The sequence below is a fragment of the Mesorhizobium sp. M0208 genome, from assembly GCF_040322015.1.
Classification (GTDB): Bacteria; Pseudomonadota; Alphaproteobacteria; order Rhizobiales; family Rhizobiaceae; genus Mesorhizobium.
Genome location: NZ_JAMYSP010000031.1, coordinates 14648 through 36506, shown reverse-complemented (window position 1 = coordinate 36506; position 21859 = coordinate 14648). Strand labels below are relative to the sequence as shown.

Annotated in this window: 20 protein-coding genes and 2 pseudogenes; 13 read left to right on the top strand and 9 right to left on the bottom strand. The window is 58.8% G+C overall.

The genetic code is table 11. The annotated features are described in order from the left end of the window. Positions 1–3 precede the first annotated feature (3 nt). From NKJ17_RS25115 to NKJ17_RS25105, 3 genes are all read right to left on the bottom strand, one after another. Entirely contained in the window at positions 4–1449 is a 1446-nt protein-coding gene (locus NKJ17_RS25115; RefSeq protein ID WP_352508000.1) for a type II and III secretion system protein family protein, read from the bottom strand. A gap of 55 nt (positions 1450–1504) precedes the next feature. Then, positions 1505–2542: a Flp pilus assembly protein CpaB gene (gene cpaB / locus NKJ17_RS25110; protein ID WP_352507999.1), complete on the bottom strand. Its 1038-nt coding sequence runs from the start codon at positions 2540–2542 to the stop codon at positions 1505–1507. An 84-nt stretch (positions 2543–2626) separates the two neighbouring features. Continuing rightward, positions 2627–2800, bottom strand: a complete 174-nt coding sequence (locus NKJ17_RS25105) for a Flp family type IVb pilin (RefSeq protein WP_352507998.1) — start codon at positions 2798–2800, stop codon at positions 2627–2629. A 542-nt stretch (positions 2801–3342) separates the two neighbouring features. On the opposite strand from NKJ17_RS25105, the gene NKJ17_RS25100 reads away from it, so the two are divergent. From NKJ17_RS25100 to NKJ17_RS25060, 9 genes and pseudogenes are all read left to right on the top strand, one after another. Beyond that, the gene (locus tag NKJ17_RS25100) at positions 3343–4725 is read left to right on the top strand and encodes a TadA family conjugal transfer-associated ATPase (RefSeq protein WP_352507997.1); all 1383 of its coding nucleotides are present in this window, start codon (positions 3343–3345) and stop codon (positions 4723–4725) included. Beyond that, positions 4725–5696, top strand: a complete 972-nt coding sequence (locus tag NKJ17_RS25095) for a type II secretion system F family protein (protein ID WP_352507996.1) — start codon at positions 4725–4727, stop codon at positions 5694–5696. The genes NKJ17_RS25100 and NKJ17_RS25095 overlap by 1 nt, the downstream gene beginning before the upstream one ends. A gap of 21 nt (positions 5697–5717) precedes the next feature. Then, complete coding sequence (locus NKJ17_RS25090) at positions 5718–6659, top strand: type II secretion system F family protein (RefSeq protein ID WP_352507995.1); 942 nt, start codon at positions 5718–5720, stop codon at positions 6657–6659. A gap of 54 nt (positions 6660–6713) precedes the next feature. Beyond that, the gene (locus NKJ17_RS25085) at positions 6714–7265 is read left to right on the top strand and encodes a hypothetical protein (protein WP_352690526.1); all 552 of its coding nucleotides are present in this window, start codon (positions 6714–6716) and stop codon (positions 7263–7265) included. An 8-nt stretch (positions 7266–7273) separates the two neighbouring features. Next, positions 7274–7780 carry a prepilin peptidase gene (locus NKJ17_RS25080; protein WP_352507993.1) on the top strand — a complete coding sequence of 169 codons (507 nt, stop codon included), beginning with the start codon at positions 7274–7276 and terminating at the stop codon, positions 7778–7780. 147 nt (positions 7781–7927) lie between these two features. Continuing rightward, entirely contained in the window at positions 7928–8803 is an 876-nt protein-coding gene (locus NKJ17_RS25075) for an MBL fold metallo-hydrolase (RefSeq protein WP_352690524.1), read from the top strand. A 23-nt stretch (positions 8804–8826) separates the two neighbouring features. Beyond that, positions 8827–9650, top strand: a pseudogene (locus NKJ17_RS25070) (IS630 family transposase); the annotation flags it as partial. Between the two features lie 121 nt (positions 9651–9771). Then, the gene (locus NKJ17_RS25065) at positions 9772–10569 is read left to right on the top strand and encodes a sterol desaturase family protein (protein WP_352507991.1); all 798 of its coding nucleotides are present in this window, start codon (positions 9772–9774) and stop codon (positions 10567–10569) included. Between the two features lie 19 nt (positions 10570–10588). Then, positions 10589–11218, top strand: a complete 630-nt coding sequence (locus NKJ17_RS25060; RefSeq protein WP_352507990.1) for a methyltransferase family protein — start codon at positions 10589–10591, stop codon at positions 11216–11218. Positions 11219–11327: 109 nt separating this feature from the next. Here the strand turns inward: NKJ17_RS25060 and NKJ17_RS25055 are convergent, their stop codons facing one another. Beyond that, on the bottom strand, positions 11328–11612 hold the full coding sequence (locus NKJ17_RS25055; protein ID WP_352690522.1) for a hypothetical protein: 285 nt from the start codon (positions 11610–11612) through the stop codon (positions 11328–11330). On the opposite strand from NKJ17_RS25055, the gene NKJ17_RS25050 reads away from it, so the two are divergent. The 4 genes and pseudogenes from NKJ17_RS25050 (at position 11611) to NKJ17_RS25035 (ending at position 16393) form a co-directional block, all read left to right on the top strand. Continuing rightward, positions 11611–12300, top strand: coding sequence for a phosphatase PAP2 family protein (locus NKJ17_RS25050; RefSeq protein ID WP_352507988.1), 690 nt, complete (start codon positions 11611–11613; stop codon positions 12298–12300). The genes NKJ17_RS25055 and NKJ17_RS25050 overlap by 2 nt on opposite strands. Before the next feature lie 118 nt (positions 12301–12418). Next, a pseudogene (locus tag NKJ17_RS34110) lies at positions 12419–12517 on the top strand (transposase); the annotation flags it as partial. 1836 nt (positions 12518–14353) lie between these two features. Then, on the top strand, positions 14354–15157 hold the full coding sequence (locus NKJ17_RS25040) for an ABC transporter permease (protein ID WP_352507987.1): 804 nt from the start codon (positions 14354–14356) through the stop codon (positions 15155–15157). A gap of 135 nt (positions 15158–15292) precedes the next feature. Next, positions 15293–16393, top strand: a complete 1101-nt coding sequence (locus NKJ17_RS25035) for an ABC transporter ATP-binding protein (RefSeq protein ID WP_352507986.1) — start codon at positions 15293–15295, stop codon at positions 16391–16393. Between the two features lie 9 nt (positions 16394–16402). On the opposite strand, the gene NKJ17_RS25030 is transcribed toward NKJ17_RS25035, so the two are convergent. From NKJ17_RS25030 to NKJ17_RS25010, 5 genes are read right to left on the bottom strand one after another with little or no spacing between them, the layout of a single operon-like run. Next, positions 16403–17341, bottom strand: coding sequence for a glycosyltransferase (locus NKJ17_RS25030; protein WP_352507985.1), 939 nt, complete (start codon positions 17339–17341; stop codon positions 16403–16405). Then, complete coding sequence (locus tag NKJ17_RS25025; RefSeq protein ID WP_352507984.1) at positions 17338–18216, bottom strand: glycosyltransferase family 2 protein; 879 nt, start codon at positions 18214–18216, stop codon at positions 17338–17340. Before NKJ17_RS25025 ends, NKJ17_RS25030 begins: the two co-directional genes overlap by 4 nt. After that, on the bottom strand, positions 18209–19210 hold the full coding sequence (locus NKJ17_RS25020) for a polysaccharide deacetylase family protein (RefSeq protein WP_352507983.1): 1002 nt from the start codon (positions 19208–19210) through the stop codon (positions 18209–18211). The genes NKJ17_RS25025 and NKJ17_RS25020 overlap by 8 nt, the downstream gene beginning before the upstream one ends. Then, positions 19207–20769 carry a glycosyltransferase gene (locus NKJ17_RS25015; protein ID WP_352507982.1) on the bottom strand — a complete coding sequence of 521 codons (1563 nt, stop codon included), beginning with the start codon at positions 20767–20769 and terminating at the stop codon, positions 19207–19209. The genes NKJ17_RS25020 and NKJ17_RS25015 overlap by 4 nt, the downstream gene beginning before the upstream one ends. Next, a complete protein-coding gene (locus tag NKJ17_RS25010) occupies positions 20766–21845 on the bottom strand; it encodes an NAD-dependent epimerase/dehydratase family protein (protein ID WP_352690519.1) in 1080 nt (359 codons plus the stop codon). The genes NKJ17_RS25015 and NKJ17_RS25010 overlap by 4 nt, the downstream gene beginning before the upstream one ends. Positions 21846–21859: the final 14 nt, after the last annotated feature.

Sequence of the window (21859 nt, the reverse complement as noted above, 5' to 3'; positions counted from 1 at the left end):
ACCCTATTTCTTGACATAGATCATCTTGTCCTTGGATTTCACGTCGAGCATGTGGCCATAGGGGCCGACGACGCCTTCGCCTAGTTCATATTTGCGCACCATGTCCTTGGTTACTTCCAGTTGGCCAAGCACGAAAAATTCCGGGTCGTTGGCCGGCCGTGTCTTGTCGAATGGCGTCGCCAGTTGCTCGCCGGGCTTCACTGGGCGAACAATATGCGGGGTGACGATGACGACCAGTTCGGTCTCTTCCTTCTGATTGCTTGAATTGTGGAACAGCGCGCCGACAATCGGCACTTGGCCGAGCCATGGCACCTGCCTCTGGATCTTGGTATTCTTGCTGGACAAGAGCCCGCCGACGGCGAAACTCTGGCCGTCGCGCAACTCGACGACGGTCGCCAGCTTGCGGGTGGTGAAGATCGGGTCGCCAGCCGGCGTGAAGCCGTTCAGGTCGCTTACCTCCGGCGCTAGCTTGATATGGATCTTGTCGTCGTTGAGCACGATCGGCGTGAACTGCAGATTCACGCCGAACTGCTTGTACACAATGTTGATCTGGCCGTCGCTGTCGAGGCTGCGGATGGGCACTTCACCGCCGGCGTTGAAGCTGGCCGGCTCGCCGGAAAGCGTGGTGAGATTGGGCTCGGCCAACATGCGCACGACACCCTTTGCCTCAAGCGCCTCGATGATCAGATCGACCTTGATGTTGCTGTCGATGACGCGAGTGATCAGCGCCGCGAACGGATTGGTGTTCGAGAGCAGGCCAGTGAGCAGACCGCCCGGTCCGAGCACCACGTTATCTTCATCGACGGCGGCAATGCCCGTTCCAGTTCGGGTCGTTCCGCTGTTGTTCGTGCTCCTGATCGACACACCAAGGTCGCGACCGGCATTGCGCTTGGCCTCGAGCACGCGCACTTCCAGATTCACTTGCTGGCTGTCATCAACGGTAACGGCATTGATAATCGCGTCGGGACCGTATTGCTGGGCCACTTCCAGGATCGACGCCAGCGTCGCGCCGTCTTTCACATGCCCGCCGAGCCGGACCTTGCCATTGACCGAGCCGATATCGATCCGCGATCTGGGCGCTACCTGCCGAATTGCCTGCGCCATATCGTTGACGTCGACGCCGACCTCGATCTGGATTACGCCAAGCGAGCGCTTGTCTTCGGAAAAGAGATTGACGGTTGTGGTACCGGCGCCCTTGGCAATGACGTAGAGCGTCTTGTCCGTCATCGGCTGGGCATCTGCGATCTTCTCGTCGGCGACGACGATATCGCCAAGAGTGGCATTCACCTCAATCGTCAGCGATTGCGACATGGGCAGGAAGACACGATGGACCTTGGGGTTCGACACGTCGATACGGCGATCGGCTGCCGTAGCCTCAAGGCCGATCGGCAGTAATATCACCGAACAGGCCAGCGCGGCGGCTGCCAGTGTTTCCCGGACCGTTCGCATCTACATTCCCCCCTTTGGCGGCTCTTCGGACGCTCTTTATCTCAACATACCAGAGTTATCTTTGTCGCGGTACGTCATATTTTTCGAGCTTCACGCCCCGAAAAACGCCGATAGTCGCACGGGCTGACGGCTCCGGCTGCACATATTTGATCACTTCCTTAACGACCTCTTGCGCTTCGGGTGCCGAGGTCACGGCCGGAGCAGGCTTTGCTTTGCTCAAGTCGTCGAGCCGGTTTCCGACCTGTTCGACGGCCCGAGTCAGGCCATTGATCTTGTCGTCCGCGCGCTTGCGCTCGGCTGCCGCAGCAGCATCGGCCGTCGCCTGCCTGGCGAGTTCGGCCTGCCTGGCTGCGACATCGGCCGGCGTTTCGCCGGTCAGGTCGGAAAGCGTGATGCGTTGGGTGATCTCGTCCTTGCCGGCGGCTGCCTGGCGAAGCGCGAGCGACAACTGGCCGGCGCCGGCGGCCAGCGTCAGCTTCTGGGCGTCCTTGGTGCTAGCCTCGACAGTCACCGATTTCACCACCGTCGGGCTGTCGGTGCTTTCATCGGCGACCTGGTCGACGGCGAGCACCTTCATGCTCTGCAACAGCACGTCGACGAAACTCTGGTCTGCATCTCCAGGGTTGCGCACGGTGCGCGTCAGGAGCACATCGACCCGATCACCTGGGAAAACGAATCCTGCGACCCCGAGGACGTCGTTGACTCTGATGGAAACAGCTTTCATGCCTTCGCCGAGCACCGCCGAAAGAGTGGCGCGCTGGCCGGGACCGGTAATCTTGGTGGCAAGAACGGGTTCATTGGCGCCGATCGCCTGCAGCGCCTGCTTTGTGCCTTCACCAGCCAGTAAATCCTTTGTCGTCTTGAAAGCACCGGCCGGAACCGCGCCCGCCGGCCATACGATTTCACGCAGCTTGTCGGCCGACAGCGTGTCGCCGAATTTCAAGGATACGGCCGCGACCACGATGGTGTCGCGCGGCACGTCAGTCTTCGCCATAGCACTGCGTTGACTGGTCAGCCAGATATTGGCAAGAACCACCGCGAGCACGCCGAATACGCCGGCGAGAACGATCATGATGACAGTATTTGCACGCACTTTCTTTCCCCGCCAGACTCCGTTCACCCATCGCCTGGATCGACGCCGGGAGAGCCCCCGGCGTCGTTGGTAGGACTAAAGCGATCACGGCAACAGCGCGTAAAGCCCCGTCCATTGGCCGGCAACCCAGCCACCGACAAGAATGATGGTGGCGATCACTGCGACAGTGATGATGCCGAGCAGGATGGTATATTCGACCATGGCAGCGCCGTGTTCGTCGTCGCGAAACTGCCGGGTCATCGTCATGAGCTTTTTCATGCCAAATTTCTCCCTTTGGAGGTTCAAACCCTGACGAGACGAGCCAAGGATGAAATCGCATACCTGAGCATCCTCCGTCGACTTAATCCTAGGGGCCGATAAAAAGCAGAGTCAAACAAGTTAACGGTTCTTTAACTTCTTTATACCTGTGCTGTGCCTGAAATGGTATTAACGTTTCGAGGTTCTGTCTGCAGCAAGACATTGAATCTGCCTGCTTTTCGCCTGTCTTTTAACCATCCGTTCACAATTTCGCCGCTTCTATGGCAGAAGCGAGGCGATATTAGCGGATAGGCATATTCCATTATATCCAAGGGCTTGCCGGAGCCCGAAAGGGGCCATCGTGGCCAAAAAGACGCGAGGCGGTGTTTTGGCAGCCCCTTGTATATTTGCGGCCGGACGCCTCGTTCGATTAGATGAGATGTTTTTTCAACCTGGATGTTAAATATGCAAGAAGTATTGAGTTCGGGAACGTGCTCGGTGCCTGCCGTCTTCGGGGTTAACGTTTACTACCCCCGAAGGCGAGTCCAAGGGGGTAGCGCAAAATGCTGGGCCGGTTCACCAAAGGGTCAAGCGAGCCGCGGGTCGAGCCGAAGCTCGATCCGATCGTGCCGGCAGTCCCCGCACTCTCCCGTTCTGCGGAATTCGAATCACCGGGGGAGGATTTCCTTACGCTCAAGGTCGAGCTCCACCGCCACTTGATTGATCGCTTCAACCTGACGGCCCTTGAGAGTGCGTCCAAGGAGGAAATCCTGAACGAGATCCGCCCCATCGTGCGGGAATTCGTTCGTGCTCGCAACGTGCCGCTTAACGCCCGCGAACTTGACCAATTGACCAGCGACACCGCCGACGAGATGCTAGGGCTGGGTCCGATCGAGCCGTTGCTCAAGGATGATTCGATTTCCGATATTCTGATCAACACCCACAAGCGAGTCTTCATAGAGCGGCGTGGCGTCATAGAGGAGACGGCGATCCGCTTTCGCGACGAAGCCCATCTCCTACGTGTCATCAACAAGATCGTCTCGGCTATCGGCCGGCGCGTCGATGAATCGGCGCCAATGGTCGATGCGCGGCTGGAAGATGGGTCGCGAGTCAACATAGCGGTGCGGCCGATCTCGGTGGATGGCCCGCTGGTCTCGATTCGCAAGTTCTCCAAGAATCCCTATTCGCTCGAACGCCTGATGGCGTTTAATTCGATCCGCCAGCCGATGATCGACCTGTTGCGCATTGCCGTGCAGGCCCGCAAGTCGATCCTCGTTTCCGGCGGCACAGGCAGCGGCAAGACGACCCTGCTCAACGCCTTGTCGAGCTACATCCCAGCCAGGGAGCGCCTGATCACCATCGAGGACGCAGCGGAACTGCAGCTGCAGCAGCCGCATGTGGGCCGTCTCGAGACGCGTCCGCCCAATGTTGAGGGAAAGGGCGAAGTTCGCCAGCGCGAATTGCTGAAAAACGCGCTTCGCATGCGGCCGGACCGCATCATCGTCGGCGAGGTGCGCGGCGAGGAAGCCTTCGACATGCTGCAGGCTATGAACACCGGCCATGAAGGTTCAATGACCACCATTCATGCCAACACGCCCCGAGATGCGATATCGCGATTGGAACAGATGGTCGGTATGGCTGGCATGCCGATGAGCCACGATTCAATACGGGCTCAGATTGCCTCGGCCATCGACGTCATTGTGCAGACGCAACGGCTTTCCGATGGTGGAAGGCGGGTTGTTTCCATATCAGAACTCACCGGTATGGAAGGCAATGTCGTACAGGTTCAGGAACTTTACCATTTCGTCCGCCGCGATGTGACTGCCGAGGGCCAGATCGTTGGGGAATTTCGTGCGACCGGCATTCGTCCGCGCTTTGCCCAGGAAGCGGCGACGCTTGGCCATCAGTTCGCCAAGGACGCGTTCAACCCACAGGTCCCGCTCTAATGCCGACCGGCCAGACGTTGCTCTACTTTATCTATGTACTGGCGGCTGCGTCCCTCATCCTCGCGGCCGAGGCTCTGTATGTAACTTACTCCAAGCGGCGCTCAACCGTCAGCACGATCAACCGTCGGCTGAAGCGGCTCGCCGATGACGCTCCGGCCGAACAGACCTTGCAGGGATTGCTGCGAGAACGTGGGCTTACCAGCTCGGGCGATTTTCTTTTCAATGCTGTTGGCCTGAACAGGCTGTACACCCAATCCGGCGTTACCGGGAATCCGCTGTCGTTCCTCGCGACATTTACTCTCGGTGGACTGGCTCTGGCCCTGGTATTTGCGTTCCTGCTGCACTTCTCCGCCGTGGTTTCGTTGATCATCTTTCTGCTCATCGGATTCGTCCTGCCGTTTCTGGTCCTCCGTCGCGCGCGCGCCAGGCGAATCCAGAAATTCGCGAAGCAATTGCCGGATGCCCTTGAGATGATCGTGCGTTCGCTGCGTGCCGGTCATCCGACTTCCGTGGCTGTAAGCCTTGTCGCACGAGAGATGCCTGATCCGCTGGGCACCGAATTCGGCATTGTTTCCGACGAGATCACCTTTGGCCTTAGCCTTGAAAACGCGGTGCGAAAACTCTCGCAACGCGTCGGTTTCGAAGGTCTGCATTTGCTGTCAGTGTCGCTGTCGATTCAGGCCAAGACTGGCGGCAATCTTACCGAAATTCTGTCGAATCTCTCAGTGGTGCTGCGCGAAAGGCAGAAACTCAGGTTGAAGATTAGGGCGCTCTCGGCCGAGGGGCGAATGTCCGCGTGGATCATTTCCCTGTTTCCTCTCTTGATGCTCGCCATCCTCACGGGCCTGGCCCCCAGCTACTACGGTGATGTGTGGGACAGCCCCTTGATCATGCCAGTGTTCCTGGTTTTCGGATTCTGGGCGCTGCTCGGCGACTTCATTATGTACCGTATGGTCAATTTCGATTTTTGAGGGAGCGGAGCTTTAGAGTTGGTGACCCAGGATATAAGCCTTCTGGTGTCCATTGCCGTCTTCCTGGCGGCCGTAGCGTTTTTCCTGGTTGGCGCGCTCGTCTTCTTGCCGGCGCTGCAGACGAGGAAGCTGGTTGCGCAAAGCCTCATGGCAGAGGGCATTCCTAACCGCCGCTCGCTTTTGGGCCAGGAAGAACTGGCCAAGATTTCAGCACAGCGGCCCGTCGACGCATATTTTAGATCGATCGAAAAAGAACGCGACCAGCCCAGCGCGCTGGACGCAAAGCTCTTTCGCGCCGGCTTCTATCAGTCAAGCGCGCCAATGATCTATACTCTGTCGCGCCTTGGTGCGGTCTGTCTTGGCTTTTCCGTGACGTTTGCGCTCCTGTCGCGGATATTGCCACCCGGACTTCCCGGTCTTGTCACCTTTGCAGGCTCTGCCCTGCTTGGGCTGGGATGCATCGTCATTCCGAGCATTGCTCTCGATCGATTCGAAAAGGGACAGAAGCAGATTTATCGTCGCGGCTTTCCGGATTTCATGGACATGATGATCACCTGTGCCGATGCCGGCATGAGCCTCGAAGCGGCTGTCGAGCGTGTCGGCAGCGAACTGGCTGGCACCCATAGATGGCTCGGCATCCAACTCGCAATCATGAATCTTCAGTTGCGCGCGGGCAAGCCGTTGCGCGAGGCCCTGCGCGAATTATCCGACCGCGTTGGACTGGAGGAGGCGCGCGCGCTGGCTGTGCTGTTCCGTCAATCGGAAGAGCTCGGTACCAGTTTGACGGACGCCTTGCGCGTCTACAGCGACGAAATGCGGGGACAAAGAATTCTCTTCGCCGAGGAACGCGCCAATGCTTTGCCTGTCAAGATGATGATACCGCTGGGGCTATGCATCTTTCCTGTTGTGATGATGGTCGTGATGCTTCCGGTGATCATTCGAATGAAGGGCATTTTCTTCTAGACAGGGATGTGCTTTGGTCAGGGGACGGGATCGGCAAGATCCCTGGGGGATAAAATGAAAAGGCCAATGTGCCTCGTTGCCGCTGCCAGTTTGCTGGTTGTCGTGCTTTCCGGTTGTCAGTCGAATGCGACGGACCCAACGGGGGTCGTCCGCACTAACGAGCCGGCGAAAGTGGAGCTTACTGCCTTCGGCGATGCCTTCGACGGACTGAAGACGGTCAGCGACGTCGAATACTATGCCTCCGACCAAGCCGTTGCCGAAGCCAAGAACCAGTTCCGCTCGGAAAATTATGGCAATGCGGGCGCCCTGTTCTACAAGGCGACGCAACTCGCCGCCAACGACGGTGCCGCATGGCTGGGCCTCGCCGCCTGTAGCGACCGCATCCACCGCTTCGATCTCGCCGACAGGGCCTATGGCCAGGCCTTCCGGCTCATTGGGCCAACGCCCGAATATTACAACAATGTCGGCTATTCCTATCTGCTGCGCGGCAAGCTGCAGGACGCGCGCAGTAATTTCCTCAAAGCATACGAACTGGCTCCCAACGATCCGACCGTCGCCAACAATTTGCGACTCCTGTCGTCCAGCGTGAAGAATCTCGAACGGTAAGGCGCTACATGTTGCTTGCCGGAGCGCTGCTGATGAAGGGGCTAGCGGTTCCTTTGCTGGCAAGGATTGCATGGCTCGACTTCACGACCCAAAAAATATCTAACCGTGACGTGCTGCTGCTTTTGTGTCTTGGGCTGGGTTCGCTGCAGGTTATGTCGATCCTCAGCGGGTCGTGGTGGGACATGGGCCTGAGCGCGGTTGCCGGCCTACTGCTGTTCGTGGCGCTTTTCTTGTTGTGGGCCATGCGCAAGGTCGGCGCTGGCGATGTCAAACTGATGGCGGTGGTTTCGTTTCTGATCGGCGGCAGCGGGCTCCTGGTGTTTTCCGTGCTGTTGCTGGTCTTCGCGCTTGCGACCGCGTTAGTCGTGAAGAATCCCTTGATGCTGCCCGAAGGGGCCTTCCGCGTCTACGTTCAGCATCTGGACCGCAAAGGCGTCGTCCCGTTCGGCGTGCCGATCTCGATCGCTGCTATCTGCACGCTGGCGCTACAGATCTATGGCAACTCACGGTTCTAGTGGTTAAGATCTAACGATTGGTACCCGATCGTAAGCGCGCCCACATCGCGAGCGCCTCCGTCTTCCTATCGGAAGAAAGGTCTGACGCCATCTTGCCGCAAATGTTATATCTAGCGATCCGTCCTCGATCGAAGAAGGATCGCATCAATGGACGATTGGAGAATCGGGAATATCTGGGTAACCAGAATTCTGGAGATGTGCGACCCTCTGCGGACGCCATCGGAATGGTTCCCCGACTGCACCGACGAAGCACTCGAACCGCATCTTCATTGGCTCACGCCCCGATTGATATCGCCGGCAACCGGCCGGCTTATTCTTCCCATCCAGAGTTTTCTGGTTCGTACCGGCCACCACACTATTCTGGTCGACAGTTGCGTCGGCAACGACAAGACGTGCGCATACTTCCGGCATTGGCATCGCCGCAATGACGGCACCTTTTTGGCGCGCCTGGCGAATGCAGGTGTTGCTCCCGAGCAGATCGACTATGTGCTGTGCACCCATCTTCATATCGACCATTGCGGCTGGAACACACGATTGGTGGACGGGCGTTGGATACCGACATTCCCGAACGCCCGCTACATCATGGCGCGGCGCGAGTTCGAGGCCGCACAGGCCGCCTCCGGCGATGCCGACGAACGGACCTATGAGGACAATGTGCTGCCAATCGTCGAGGCTGGTCGGGCTGTGCTTGTCGATATGGATTATGAACTCGATGGCGAAGTGTGGCTGGAGCCGACGCCGGGCCACACCCCGGGGCACGTAGCCATCGGCCTGAGATCTCGAGGCGTAGGGGCAGTGTTTTCCGGCGATCTCATGCATTGGCCGATGCAATGCATATACCCCGACTGGAGCTTTCGGTACGACACGGACCCTGACCAGGCACGTCGGACGCGGTGGGCATTCCTAGAGGCTTGCTCGGACAAGGGACGTATCGTCATGACATCGCATTTTCCCTTGCCGTCGGTGGGAACTATCTCGCGACGCCAGTCATCATTCTGGTTCGAGGATCATCAGCCGCCGTAATCGCCGAGGACGCCGACCACGCGCTCGGACCCGAGGTGGCCGAGCGCGTGGTGGCGCTGACGCTTGTCAATCTGCCGAGCGAGACGACGCACTGGACCGCCGACATGATGGCGCAAGCGGCTGGCATCAGCGCAAGCTGTGCGTCGCATCTGGAAGGCGCACGGGCTGCAGCCCAACCGCTGGCGCCAGTTCAAGCTCTCCAACTATCCCCAGTTCGTCAATAAGCTGCGCGACGTCGTCGGCCTCTATGTCGATCCGCCGATCCGCCGGCTCACGCAATCGTGCTGTCGGTCGACGAGAAGAGCCAGATCCAGGCGCTCGACCGCACCAGCCCGGCCTGCCCATGAAGAAGGGAAGGCTCGGCACCATGACCCACGACTATAAGCGGCATGGCACGACCACCCTGTTTGCCGCCCTCAACGTGCTCGACGGCACCGTTATCGGCAAGAACATGCAGCGGCATCGCCATCAGGAGTTCATCCGCTTCCTCAACGCCATCGAGGCGCAAATGCCGGCCAGCAAGGCCGTCCACGTCGTCGTCGACAACTACGCCGCCCACAAGCACCCCAAGGTGCGCGCTTGGCTCGACCGCCATCAGCGCTTCACCTTCCACTTCACGCCGACGTCGTGCTCGTGGCTCAACGCGGTCGAGGGTTTCTTCGCCAACTTGTCGAAACGTCGCCTCAAGCGCGGCGTCTTCCAATCCGTTGTCGACCTCCAAGCGGCAATCAACCGCTTCCTCGTAGAGCACAACCAGCAACCCAAACCCTTCTCTCGGATCGCCGACCCCGACAAGATCATTGCCGCCGTCAAACGCGGGCACCAAGCGTTAGATTCCATCCACTAGGCGGGCTCTCAGCCTGACATGTTTGGCGCGCAAATTACCTTTTCAACTAATCTCCGAGAACCATTAGCTTGCGCTCAAATTGGCGAAGTGCTTGGATTGCGTCTTGCCGGCGGGACGCCGTATGGACATTCTGAATATCAAAGCGCTCTTAATTGCGGTTCTGATCTTCGTTCCGATCGAATACCTGTTCGCTCTGCGCCCCCATCAGAAGATATTTAGGAAAGCCTTCTTCAATGATCTCGTGTATGCGCTGTTTAATGGCATCCCGATAAGCCTTGGCCTGATTGCGGTTATCACGGTAGCAACGAGTACGGTGGGGCGGCTGGTGCCGGCCTATGTCGGCAGCGCAGTATCATCGCAACCTGTTTGGCTCCAGGTGTCAGAGATCATTGTCATTGCGGACGTTGGCTTTTACCTGGCCCACCGCACCTTCCATGCCGTTCCCTTTTTGTGGCGCTTCCATTCGATTCATCACAGCATTGAAGAACTGGACTGGTTGGCAGCGCACAGGGTTCACCCTGTTGATCAGGCTCTGACAAAGAGCGCGTCGCTCGTGCCTGTATATCTGTTGGGTTTCAGCAGCTCGGCGATCGCCCTGTTTGCACTAATTTTTCACGTCCACGGGCTTTTGCTGCACGCCAACGTCAGGCTGAATATCGGCCCGCTTCGGTGGTTGATCGCGTCACCCCAGTTCCATCATTGGCATCACGCTCACGAGCGCGCGGCATACGACAAGAACTTCGCAGGTCAACTTTCATTGATCGATGCGCTCTTCGGAACGATGTACCTGCCCGGTAACGCTGTCCCGGAGCGCTATGGCGTGGATGATCCGATTCCATCAACTTACGTCGAGCAACTCGCCTATCCAGTGATTCCGAAGGGCAGAATCAATGAAGCTCCCTCCGCCAGAGATACGTGATTTCGTCGGGCGTGCAACGATGACACTCTACTTCACGTTCTGCGCGACTTTGAAGGCCGCAACGTTCTTGGTAGCTCTTGCCGGCGCAGAATGGACTGTGGCGTGGATTATCGATCTCACCGCAGATGTCGCCGCTCTCGGCTTTCTCGTGCTCGTCGTTGTGATGACAGTGGCGCGTCTTCCGCCCCTGGGAACAGCGCACGGAATTGAACCCCGAATCTCTGCGCTCATCGGATGCTTTGCCACCGCAACTTTGATCGCGGTCCCTCGCATCCAGGCAGCTCCGCAGATCGAGTTTGTTGCGGACCTGACCACCATAGTTGGTTTCGCTCTTTGCATCTTGTGCCTGTTCTGGCTTGGCAGATCCTTCAGCATCACCGCGCAGGCCAGGCGGCTCGTCACGGCAGGGCCTTACCAGATCGTGCGTCACCCGCTCTACGTCTGCGAAGCGATCGTCCTGCTCGGCATTCTTCTCGGCAACGCGACATGGGCGACCGTCGCAATCTGCGCGATTGCCCTGGCTTTCCAATATCGGCGGCTCGTGAACGAGGAGAGGGTCTTGCGAGCGGTGTTCCCCGAATACGAAGCCTATGGGCAGACCACGCCAATGCTCATTCCGTCTTTATCCTCATTGTGCCGATGGCAGTGACTGTGCCCCATGCTGACCTGCAGTGTACAGATGTAAGGGCATGCCTGGTGATCTTACACGGCGGCGTTAGGAATGCTTCATTGGCTGACGGAGGTGTTGAAACTCGAAATCACTTAGTAACTATTGCCTTGGTCACAGCTATTTTCGGGCTGATTGACATTTTTTGGTTGCCATTTTCTACAGTCGATTTTTCACCGAGGAACTGGGTTGACATAGGCAAGGTGGCCCTTGTCCTCAGCGCATCTTGGATGGCATCGGCAATTGCCCTCCATAGATTGAGATCTGATACAAGCCCAATCGCCAGCATAATCAAACATCTTTGTGGCTGCTTGAGAATCCTGGTCGTTTCCGCAGTAGCATTCATACCGCTCGCCATTTCAACCACCGTCTTCATGTACCTGGCGTCGGCCACCTCAAGGCCGCTGGCAGACCCGGTTCTAGCTTCTATCGATTCCTGCCTCGGTTTCGACTGGCGGTGGTTTCTGGCCACGACCAACCAGCCGACTACAGCATCCGTCCTGGTTTTTGCTTATCATGCGCTGGCGTTTCAAATGCCGCTCGTTTTGTTAGTCCACGCGGTGAGAAACCAACGAGAACGAGCACTGGAGTTTGTGGCTCTTCTAGCGGTTGCCTCGGTCTTCACGGGCGCACTGATGGCGTTGGCACCAGCTGAAGGCGCTTATGCCTATTTCAAGCCGGCGCGCGGGCTATTTTCGAACTTCACCACTGATGCCGGAATGTGGCACCATCATGTGCTTATGGCGCTGCGATCAGGCGAGCCGTTTGATCTAATTATGACTAAAGGCACAGGGCTCGTCACGTTCCCGTCGTTCCACACGGCACTTGGATTGGCAGTGGTCTATGCCGCGCGGACCATCCGGCCACTTTTTGTCGTGTTGGCCCTGGTGAATGCCGCCATGATTGTGGCCACGCTGCCGGAAGGCGGTCATCATTTGATAGATGTGATCGCCGGCACAATCATCGGTATTCTCTCCATCATTGCCGTCAAGATGCCTAGCTATGCTCGCGGAAAGGCCGACCGCATTGCGAGATCAGCCGTGGGATCGGACGCGGACCACTGAATTGGCCACGGGCCTTTGACTTCGGCTGCCTGGCAATGACGTGGCGGCGGCGAGACACAGTGAGGAGGAGCGCCGCCCTGCGGCGGCATCTGCGCGGCTGCATGCACAGGAAGAAGAGAAGAAGATCAACATCTCCACCGTGCTCGCCGGCCAGAGGCTCGGAATCACCGAAGTCGCCGACGGCATTTGGCTCGTCTCCTTCATGCACTACGATCTCCGGATATATCGAAATGCTTGCGTGCAACAACTCGGCGCGTTGTGGGAACAGGCTCTGCGCGATGCGCTCACTCGGAGCGTCCGCAGACCCAGCGACGTAGGATTCTATGGTGGAGCTCCCTTAGCCATGCCTGGGGTCCCAAGCATACTTGCTGTTTGTAGAATTTGTCTGCGGCGCCGCGGTCGGAATGGCCTGGGTCGCTGGGTGCCAAGTTTTTGTCTTGGCAGGACAGCCGACTGCTTGTTGGCGGCATCGGCGGCTTGCTCTTTGTGTGGCCCTCCGCGCGCATTCCGGGGGTTGGGCGCCTCATCCGCCACCACGCCCACGGCCTGACGCCGACCATGTTAATCGGAGCCGGAATAGCAGGGCTGCTGGGAGGTCTTGTCCTGATTGTGCTGGCCGGTTTCGTCGAGTCACTCATAAGAGGCTGACAGCAGCTCCGAATGAAGAAGATGCTTGGCGCGCACAGATACTTTCCGGCTAGCCATCGGCCGCGCTGAAGATTGCTCGGTAACTAAAATATATAGACTTTGTCCTACCTAGCGCGGGCGCAGCGTCGTACGTGATGGAGCGATCCTGCCCTTTGACGCTTTGACGGTGGCTGGCTCGCGAAATAGATCCCGCGTCGCATCAAGACAATCCCGCCGGCGCGTGCCACCGCCGACTAACGAAAACTCTCCGACGCGCGTCGACGTCTACCCAGAGTGTGGCTGGTGGTAGCGGTTGCTCACGCAACTGCTTGATCTTGATTGATTGGTGCTAGCGGAGAGCGCTACATCGCGAGACCCACTATCGAAGAGGTCATCTGCTATCGGAGGCGCACGTAGCCTAGACTCCTAGGCTAGAGCGGTTCGCGTTTTGGCTGAATCCAGATTCCCAAGATTGAGCAAATCAAATTCGATGTCCCGGCCGTGGAGGTCTTGACTGATGGCGAAGCCTATTCGGTAGATCTGCGGCAGCGGGCGATGGCACGCCTTGAAGCGGCGAGACGAGCTATGAGGTGGCGGCGGCACAGCGCCGGTTGTGAGATGACAAAGCGATCTTGTGTGCGTTCGACCATGGCGGGCTGCACCAAACCTCGGCCTGACTTGACGAGATTACACCTCCTGGTGCTTATCGTTTGTGCCGACGCCTTCTGCTTCGATGTCGCGGAAATCGCATCGACAGCGCCCCTTCCGCAGTATTCTCCGAGCCACCCAATCCCGGTTGATCCGGCGCAACTCTCCTGGCTACCGTCCTCGATGTTCATTGGGGCCCCACGGGATGGGTCGCCGATCGTTACGGGCGAAAGTTGGTGCTCTCTGGCGTGTTGCTGTTCCTCACTGTGGTCTCGCTCCTTGCCGCGTTTAGCCGAGACATCCAATCCTTTACAGTGCTGCGTGGCATTCGGGCATCGCCCTTGGGGCCTTCCACCTCTGGTCATTTCCTACCTGACGGAAATCCTGCCCCCCAGACGCCGTGGCATGCTGATCCTTCTCGTCAGCACCACCGCCGCCCTTGGCCCCCACTGCTACATCTTCATCTCCCGCTGGCTTGCGCCGCTCCAGCCATTTGGGCTCGACGCGTGGCGCTGGGCGTTTTGCCTCGGCAGTTTCGGCGCAGGGGTCTTAGGGCTCCTGTTTCTGATCCGGAATCACCGCGGTGGCTATTCTCGCAGAGCCGGCTGGCGGAGGCTGAACAATAGTCCAGGCATTCGAGCGTTCCCCGAGAATAGACTTCGGAGAAAGTCCTGATTGCACTGCGCGGAAATGTAGGCCTCAATGGGGCCGTCAAGGGAGGGCGGACGCCATCATAGTGTCGGTACGGACAGACCCGCAACCTTTAGCTGTTGAGACAGTGATCGATCCGTCCCGCAAGCGGCGGCTGATCGACCTTTCCGAACTTTGGCGATATCGGGAAGTTGTGTTCTTCCTGGCCTGGCGCGACTTCAAGGTCAAATACCGCCAGACTTATCTGGGTGTGCTCTGGGCAATGCTGCAGCCGCTCGTTGCCATGTCGGTCTTCAGCGTCTTGTTTGGCCGACTCGTGGGCATCTCATCAAACGGAGCGCCATACCCGCTGTTTGTCCTGTGTGGGCTCGTGCCGTGGAATTTTTTTTCGCGAGCGGTTGGCAGCATGACGGGCAGCCTTGTCAGCAACCAGGAACTTGTGAAGCGCGTCTATTTTCCGCGTCTGATCATTCCCATATCCGCTATGGCCACGTGCCTGACCGATATAATCGTCGGCCTCACTCTTTTGTTCGCGGCGCTGCTGGCATTCGGAATCTGGCCGGCACCGCAGGTGATCTTCCTGCCACTGTTCGTGCTCGTCATGGCTGCGTCGGCGACGGGGCTGGGAGTGGCACTATCTGCGATCAATGTCCGCTTTCGCGATGTGGGATATCTCGTGCCGTTCAGCCTTCAGATAGTTCTGTTCATGACTCCGGTTGTCTATCCGGGCAATCTCGTGCCGCACTTTTGGCGGCCGCTCTACAGCCTGAACCCTATGGTGGGGATAGTCGAAGCCATGCGCTGGAGCGTACTGGGCACGCCCGCCGATTGGGTCATGATCTCGATATCGACTCTCTCCTCGCTGGCCCTTCTCGTTGCCGGACTGGCTATTTTCTCAAAGTCCGAACGCGCGTTTCCGGACCTGATCTGAGCAATGACCGACACAGTGATTGAAGCCACCAATCTCTCCAAGGCCTACAGACTGGGGGTGGCGAACAATAGCTTCCCTACCTTGCGGGACGCGCTGGCCAGCGGCGCAAGGCGAATCCTTCACAGGAAGTCCGCTTTGGGTCGACGCAACGGTGGAGACGATCAATTCTGGGCCCTGAGGAACGTCTCCTTCCAGGTGCGCGCGGGCGAAGTCCTTGCCGTGATCGGACCCAACGGCGCGGGAAAGAGCACCATTCTCAAGATATTGGCGCAGATTGTGGAGCCGACTTCCGGTCGCGCGACGATACGCGGACGGCTGGGAGCTTTGCTGGAGGTCGGCACGGGGTTCCACGCGGAGCTGACCGGCCGCGAGAACATCTATCTCAACGGAGCGATACTCGGCATGCGCCGCGCCGAGATCAGATCCAAGCTCGATGAAATCGTCGATTTCTCCGGCATCGAGCCGTTTCTCGACACGCCTGTTAAGCGTTACTCAAGCGGCATGTACTTACGCTTGGCCTTCGCGATTGCCGCGCATGTCGATCCCGATATTCTGGTGATCGATGAGATATTGGCCGTTGGCGATGCCGCATTCCAGAAGAAATGCATTGCCAAGGCCGAAAGCGTCGCCGAAACGGGCCGCACAGTGCTGATCGCTAGCCACCAGATGTCGGTTCTGCAGCGGCTTTGCAACCGCGCAATTTTTATCGACGGCGGGACGATCCTGGCCGACGGCCCGACGGGCGACCTGGTCCGGAATTATCTGCAGACACTGGAAGCGCGAGCGAGCACCGATCTGAGTACACGAACGACGCGCACCGGGCGAGGCCGCCTGCGTGTCGTCGGCATCGAGGTTTTCAACAAAACGGGTCCCGTCGCGTCGGGGCAGCCGGCGGTTTTTCGGCTTCAGGTCGATGGGCCGCGCGAACTTGCACAATGCCTTATTACCATTATTGACGACCTCGGCGATCCTGTGACGTCATTCGACACGATGGAGCACTCCGAGCATGATCGTCAGGGCGAAGTCTACACGGTGCATGTAGAGAGCCTTATGCTGAGACCAGGGCGCTACAGGATTGATGTGGCGCTAGTGGCGGACGACAGAGTGGTCGAAGACCAGGTCGAGACCGCCGCCGTGTTCGATGTCATGCCCGGCTTGCTCGACAACCGACCGGTTACCGCCCAACCCGGCTTCGGCAGTGTCAGCTTTCCGCACCGATGGGTGACTAGGCGTTGACGCTTGCTTTCAAACTGAAGCACGCACGAGTTTACGCCGAATCCGGCGCTGTTGCTTTGCTGTCCACATCATGATCTTCAGGATAAGCCGGTCGGCCCTGCTTCCAATCGTCGGCGGCGCGACGTAGGGCGCACGCGCCAGCCGCAGCGTCCATCGGACGTGGAAGCCTCGCAGTCCACTCTCCTGCAAATGTTGCGCGACCCAGTCGAGGAATGCAGCGCGGGCAGGGTGTTTCCCCATGCCGTCGTAGACCCCTCGCTCAGCCGCCGCCGCCGACGTCGAACCGGAATACTGCCGGTAGCGTGCCAGAGTTACAGGCGTGACAAAGACGGGAAGACGCAGGAATAGCTTCGCCCACAGAGCTTGGTCTTCATAGAGATCGAAGCGCTCCTCAAAGCCGCCGACCGTGCTGATCGCGCTCCTTCGCAAGAGCACCGAACAGGTACACGGAACGTGACCGTTCTGGATCAGCAGAAGTCGCCTTAGAAGCCGCGGGGGCTGATGCAAACGGCCAGCAAGCCCGTCCGTCGGCTCGATCCAGTCGGGGCGCTCACCGTCTGGATACCACCATCTCGTCGGCCCGAAGATCATTGCGGCTTCCGGGTTGGCATCGGCTGCCGCCAGAACCGTCCGGAGCATATGCGGTTCGTACAGATCGTCTGCATCCAGGAAGGCAAGCAAATCGCCGCTGCCGGCCTCTATTCCGGCGTTTCTCGCTGCCGCCGCGCCACGCTTGGATCCGGGAGGCCTGTTCAGCACCTTGATCCGAGGATCGGTTGCTGCAGCATCATTGGCGATCCTGACACTGTCATCCGTCGAGCCATCGTCGACCAGCAAAAGCTCCCAGTCCGCAACTGTCTGGGCTTGGACGCTGGCGATCGCTTCGCCCAGAGTTGCCTCCGCATTGAGGAAGGGGGTTATGATCGTCACTCGCGGCAGGGAAGTCATCGCCGAAGCCATCCTTTGATACTTCGCTTGATCACCTTGCGGCGCTCGCGCGCAAGCGCTTTCCAGATTGCTGAACGAATGCGGAAAGAGGCGCCCTTATCCGCCATTGTGCGATTTAGCCATGTGAGAAACGTGATACGCGCGGCCTCGTCAGTGCCTGCCTCAGAGCAGGCAACAGAGCAACTTTCAGAATGCTGGCGGTATTTTGCCCAGGTCCGGCCGGACACGTAGGCGGGCGCGAATGCGAGCGCCTTGGCAAAGAACGTCTGGTCCTCGAACATCAGGCGAAAGCTGTTCTCGAACCCCCCAAGCGTTGCGAATAAGCTTGAACGCATCAGGGCATTGCATGTTGTCGGCGTCTGGACCTCGTTCTGAAGTAGCAGCTCAAACAGCACGGGAGGCTCGTATCGGGTGTCTGGTTCGACGCCGAGCGGGTAGTAGAAGTCCGCGCGGTCAGCAGCCTCTTGCCAGCTATGCCAGATCAGAGTCCGGCCATAGATCATGCCGAGCGCCGGATCGCTTTCCATAATAGAGACCTGTTCGGAAAGCTTTTCGGGCAGCCATGCATCGTCTGCGTCGAGAAATGCGACGTAGGCGCCGCGCGCTTCCGTCAGTCCACGGTTGCGCGAGGCGCTGATACCGTGATTGCCATTGTCATGGTGAGACAATAGTCGCACCTTGCCCGGCAGCCGCTGCTCATAACCGCGTATGATGGCGGACGACTGGTCAGTCGAGCCATCGTCGACAACGAGGAGTTCCCAGTCGGTGAAGCTTTGACCTACAATGCTGTCAACAGCTTCCCGGAGATAACTCTCACCATTGAACACGACTATAATTGCCGTGACACGCGGCTGTCCGCCTGAATTGTCAGCCATGGCACAGCACCATGCGCCGAAAGTCAGCTTCACCCCAATCGGCGACCGTAACGCGCGGCAATCGGTAAGGGTCGACGCGAGGCCCAGCTTCACGCGGCAGGGTAGTTACTGCATAGTCTATGCCGGCAGACCTTACGGCGTTGGCGGTGCTGCCATCGAAATCTCCAAACGGGTATGCGAATCCCACCACCCGCCGTCCTGTAATCTCCTCGCATTGTTGGCGGCTGCCTGAAATCTCGCGTTCAAGCTCGTCCCGTTTCAGTAGCGGCAAGGATGGGTGCGTACAGGTGTGGGCGCCGATCGAAACGCCATCGGTGTCGGCGAGCTGCCGCAGCTCCGAATGCGTCATGGCGCGATCGCGCCCTCGGGGACTGGCGTCGGTTCCTGCCCATCTTGCCAGCCGCTCAAGGGCCTTCTCGCGTTCGTGTGCACTCAACGGCTTCAGCAGTGCGTGCAAGTTGAAATGGAGCGTCGTGCGGTTGATCGCGTTATTGGAGTCCGCCGGCATTGCGTCCTCCCAAACGCGCCAGTCATAGTTTCGGCCAGCGATCTCGATCTCCAGAGTGTTCGGGAGAGCAGGCATCTCCAAAATGATGCGGGACAGAATGTCCCACCAGAACACTGAGGGATCGGTGATCGCATGGGTGGTGACGAAGACAGTCGCAGGACAGTTCATACGCCGCATGATCGGCACGGCGTTTTGGAGGACATCCGCGTAGCCGTCGTCAAAGGTGATTGCCACCGCATTTCTCGGTGACCGTCTCTCCCCAAGCCGTTGCGCCAGCCATTGCAGGGGAACAATGTCCCGCGCTTTCGTAAGAAGTTCGATCTGGCGTGCGAAATTTTGCGGCGAAACCGCGAGTTCCCAAGGATCGACGAGCGGTTCTGCGATGCGGTGATACATCAGCACGATAGGTCGACCGAAACCGGCAAGCAGGCGCCCCCGTCGCAGGAATTTGCTGACAGTTTGACGCGCTGTCACGGCGCCGCTCATCGCCTGAAAGCCCGCGCCGCGACTATTACCGGACAATAGGGGTCGTGCACATCAAGTAATGCCGAATTCAGCTCATGTTCCGCCAGGCCGTAGAGGAAGGCCGTAGCAGAATACGCGTTTCCGTAGTGACTGACTTCGACGTTCTTCGCCCCGAACCTGTCCGACAGAAGTCGCCTTAGGGCAGCCGGAGTTATCGACCAGAACCAGCTCTCGCCCCATTCTCCCCTGTCAATCGGGCTGACCCAAGGCACTGTAATCAGGAGAACGCCTCCCGGCTTCAGGATCCGCCACAGGGTTGCGACTGCAGCAGGTAGATCGAAAAGAAGGTGCAGGGTCTGGGTGAGTACGATACAATCGAAGGTCTCGGACGGCAGATCGTCGTTATTCGCCAGATCACCCACGAAGGTTGTCAACGGGTGGCCGTTATAACGGTTCAGAACATCGCTTGCGGTAACCCGACTGCCTCCGAAACGCATCGTATAGGCGTTGTCACCGATCTCCAGGACCCTTCCGGATATGTTCAACGAACAGGACGCGAGGAAAGTCTCGACATAGCGGCGGTCCAATGGCTTGCCGCGATCAAAACCGAACTCCGTGCTGAAGGGTACGGTACGCTCGAGGTCACCGAACCGGGCGCTCGAGCGGTGCCGACTTGACCGGCGCCTGAGACGATGCCGGAGCATCACAGCGGTCTGTAACGGCGCTGCAAGCGAAACGGCGATAGTGCTGCTGAGTTGACCGGCGAGTGAAGAGCGGAACCGAAGCGCTGTACCAAGCTGTCCCAGTTGCTTGTCCGTATAATAGCACTTCCATTTTTCGACACCCTGACGGTAGGCGGCCGCCCAATCCGGATTGGTCTGCGCGACGTCCCGCTGCCGGCGAAGGACCTTCAGCGCCGCGCGCAACATCATCGGATTGCTGTTCGACATATTCGTTGCGTGCCGACGGTAATCTGCGAGGTATTCCGGAATGCAGGCCACCTTGTTCGCCCGAGATAGGCGAAGGTAGACGTCGTAGTCCTCGCAAGCCCGCAGTGACCGGTCAAATCCGCCGGCGGCTTCCAATGTCCTGCGGCGATAGAGCACCGTCGCATGCATTCCAATCAGGTTGTCGGTCAGGAAGCATGCATACGGGTCCTCGCCCACCGACCTCAGTGGTACAGTATTCCTGACTGCACCGGCCTCGTCGATGTAGCGGAAAGCACCGTAGACCAACGCGCAATCGGGATTGTCGTGAAACAAGGCAAGATTGGTGGCCAGCGCTACCGGGCGCAGCCTGTCGTCGGCATCCAGGAAGGCAATGAATTCGCCGCGCGCTGCCGTCATCCCGGTGTTACGGGCAGCGGCCAAACCCTGGTTTTTTTGGCGGATGTAGTGGACGTCGTCATATCGACGAACAACACTTTCGGGATTGTCCGACGACCCATCGTCCACAATGATGATCTCATCCGGCTTCACGGTCTGGTTGCGGACGCTGTCGATCGCTTCGGCAAGGAACCGCGCATGATTGTAGGTCGTGATGACAACTGAAACGCTGGATGCAGCGGGGCGGGTGGTCATCTGTCACCCGCTCCGTTTCGGCAGGTCGGGTAGCCGGCAAAGGTCAACCAGCCGACAGATCGCCGACATGCTTCCTCGAAGCTGACAGCCGGCTGGTATCCGAGCTCACGCTCGGCCTTGCGCCATGGAAGTTTCGTCTGGCACTGGTGCAAAAGTGCACGCTCCTCCGATACCATGACCGTTGGGGCCGTAGTCGCACCGGTCGCATTGCGTCCTGCCTTCCGCCACTCGGCATAGCCCGCCTTCAGTCCGCTGCGAACAGGCCTTGGCAGGCTTCGGACAAGCCGCCGATATCCTTGGCTTTCCTTCAGTCCTTGTTTCCATCTCGGAGCAAATGACAATGGCGCTGAAGCCGAAATCGCGGCCAGGTCGAACCCCAGTGCCTCGGCGATCGGTCGGCAAAGATCTGCCCAACTGATCTCTTCCCGGTCTCCGATCAGATAGGTTCGCCCAGAGGCCTCGGGCACTTCGATGGCGAGCTTGATCGCGTGAATGACATTGTCGACATAGGCGCTGTTGCAGATGCCACGACCGCCATCCACCAGGTAGGCGGAACCGTCAATGAGCTCGTCGGCAAAACCACCGGTCCAACTGGAGCGTGGGCCAAAGACAATTCCGGGCCGCAGCACCACTACCTGCACCGCGCCGTCGCGTGACAGTTGCCCGAGACGGCGTTCGGCATGAATCTTCGCATTGTTGTACTCGATCGTCTGATCGTCATGCAGCGCGCTCGTTTCGTCCGTCCCGGGCGGGGGCGATTGGCCATGAACGGAAGCGCTGCTGAGATAGATCAGACGAAGCACGCCGGCAGCGGTGGCTGCACGATAGACGGGCTCGATAGCATCGACGATCGTGCGGGCGTCACCGGCAACTGCATGTACGACGTACTGACAGCCCGTAAAGGCAGCGGTAAGAGCTTGAATATCACGCGCATCCGCCACCATTGCGTCAATCGCAAAGCGAGACAGACTGGCGAAAGCATCCGGCCTGCGAACGATCGGCCTCACATTCGCCCAGCCGGAAAGTTGCAGCAACTCCACGGTGCGGCAACCTATGAAACCGTTGGCGCCAAGCACTGCAACAGTGCCGG

Excerpts from the sequence above, each read along its gene's own strand:
- NKJ17_RS25115 (WP_352508000.1), bottom strand. The coding sequence starts at position 1,449 with ATGCGAACGGTCCGGGAAACACTGGCAGCCGCCGCGCTGGCCTGTTCG.
- NKJ17_RS25105 (WP_352507998.1), bottom strand. The coding sequence starts at position 2,800 with ATGAAAAAGCTCATGACGATGACCCGGCAGTTTCGCGACGACGAACAC.
- NKJ17_RS25100 (WP_352507997.1), top strand. The coding sequence starts at position 3,343 with ATGCTGGGCCGGTTCACCAAAGGGTCAAGCGAGCCGCGGGTCGAGCCG.
- NKJ17_RS25095 (WP_352507996.1), top strand. The coding sequence starts at position 4,725 with ATGCCGACCGGCCAGACGTTGCTCTACTTTATCTATGTACTGGCGGCT.
- NKJ17_RS25085 (WP_352690526.1), top strand. The coding sequence starts at position 6,714 with ATGAAAAGGCCAATGTGCCTCGTTGCCGCTGCCAGTTTGCTGGTTGTC.
- NKJ17_RS25080 (WP_352507993.1), top strand. The coding sequence starts at position 7,274 with ATGTTGCTTGCCGGAGCGCTGCTGATGAAGGGGCTAGCGGTTCCTTTG.
- NKJ17_RS25075 (WP_352690524.1), top strand. The coding sequence starts at position 7,928 with ATGGACGATTGGAGAATCGGGAATATCTGGGTAACCAGAATTCTGGAG.
- NKJ17_RS25065 (WP_352507991.1), top strand. The coding sequence starts at position 9,772 with ATGGACATTCTGAATATCAAAGCGCTCTTAATTGCGGTTCTGATCTTC.
- NKJ17_RS25060 (WP_352507990.1), top strand. The coding sequence starts at position 10,589 with ATGACACTCTACTTCACGTTCTGCGCGACTTTGAAGGCCGCAACGTTC.
- NKJ17_RS25050 (WP_352507988.1), top strand. The coding sequence starts at position 11,611 with ATGTACCTGGCGTCGGCCACCTCAAGGCCGCTGGCAGACCCGGTTCTA.
- NKJ17_RS25055 (WP_352690522.1), bottom strand. The coding sequence starts at position 11,612 with ATGAAGACGGTGGTTGAAATGGCGAGCGGTATGAATGCTACTGCGGAA.
- NKJ17_RS25030 (WP_352507985.1), bottom strand. The coding sequence starts at position 17,341 with ATGACTTCCCTGCCGCGAGTGACGATCATAACCCCCTTCCTCAATGCG.
- NKJ17_RS25025 (WP_352507984.1), bottom strand. The coding sequence starts at position 18,216 with ATGGCTGACAATTCAGGCGGACAGCCGCGTGTCACGGCAATTATAGTC.
- NKJ17_RS25020 (WP_352507983.1), bottom strand. The coding sequence starts at position 19,210 with ATGAGCGGCGCCGTGACAGCGCGTCAAACTGTCAGCAAATTCCTGCGA.
- NKJ17_RS25015 (WP_352507982.1), bottom strand. The coding sequence starts at position 20,769 with ATGACCACCCGCCCCGCTGCATCCAGCGTTTCAGTTGTCATCACGACC.